General features: G+C 64.4%; 1 protein-coding gene. It reads left to right on the top strand.

Annotated elements, in window-relative coordinates; all coding sequences use genetic code 11:
- Positions 1–50: 50 nt before the first annotated feature.
- A partial coding sequence (locus L1069_RS24355) for a transposase (RefSeq protein ID WP_343328090.1) occupies positions 51–329 on the top strand: 279 nt, incomplete at its 3' end.

Raw genomic sequence — 329 nt, 5'->3', positions numbered from 1 at the left:
TGAAGCGTGAAGCGCATGTTCGCGGCGTGCTGAAGGTTTTCGGGGTCTGTATGGGTTCAGTAGGCCGTGCAAACCTGCGGCAAGGCTTCCGCGACCAACTCGCCGGGGCAGGCCAGACCGACCCTGCGCTCGGCCTGATGGCGGATATGTTCATCCCGATCCACAGGACGCTGTGCGCAGCCGCGGAAGCGATGGACGCCGATCTCAGGCTCATCGCGCGCCAAAGCGGCCTTGCCCGCCGCCTCATGACCGTCCCGGGCGTTGGGCCTGTCGTCGCGCTGTCTTTTATAGCAACCCTCGACAATGCGGAGCGTTTCCGGAGATCGAGG

Source organism: Leisingera sp. MMG026 (assembly GCF_021654205.1).
Classification (GTDB): domain Bacteria; phylum Pseudomonadota; class Alphaproteobacteria; order Rhodobacterales; family Rhodobacteraceae; genus Leisingera.
This window is presented reverse-complemented; position numbering and strand designations above follow the sequence as displayed.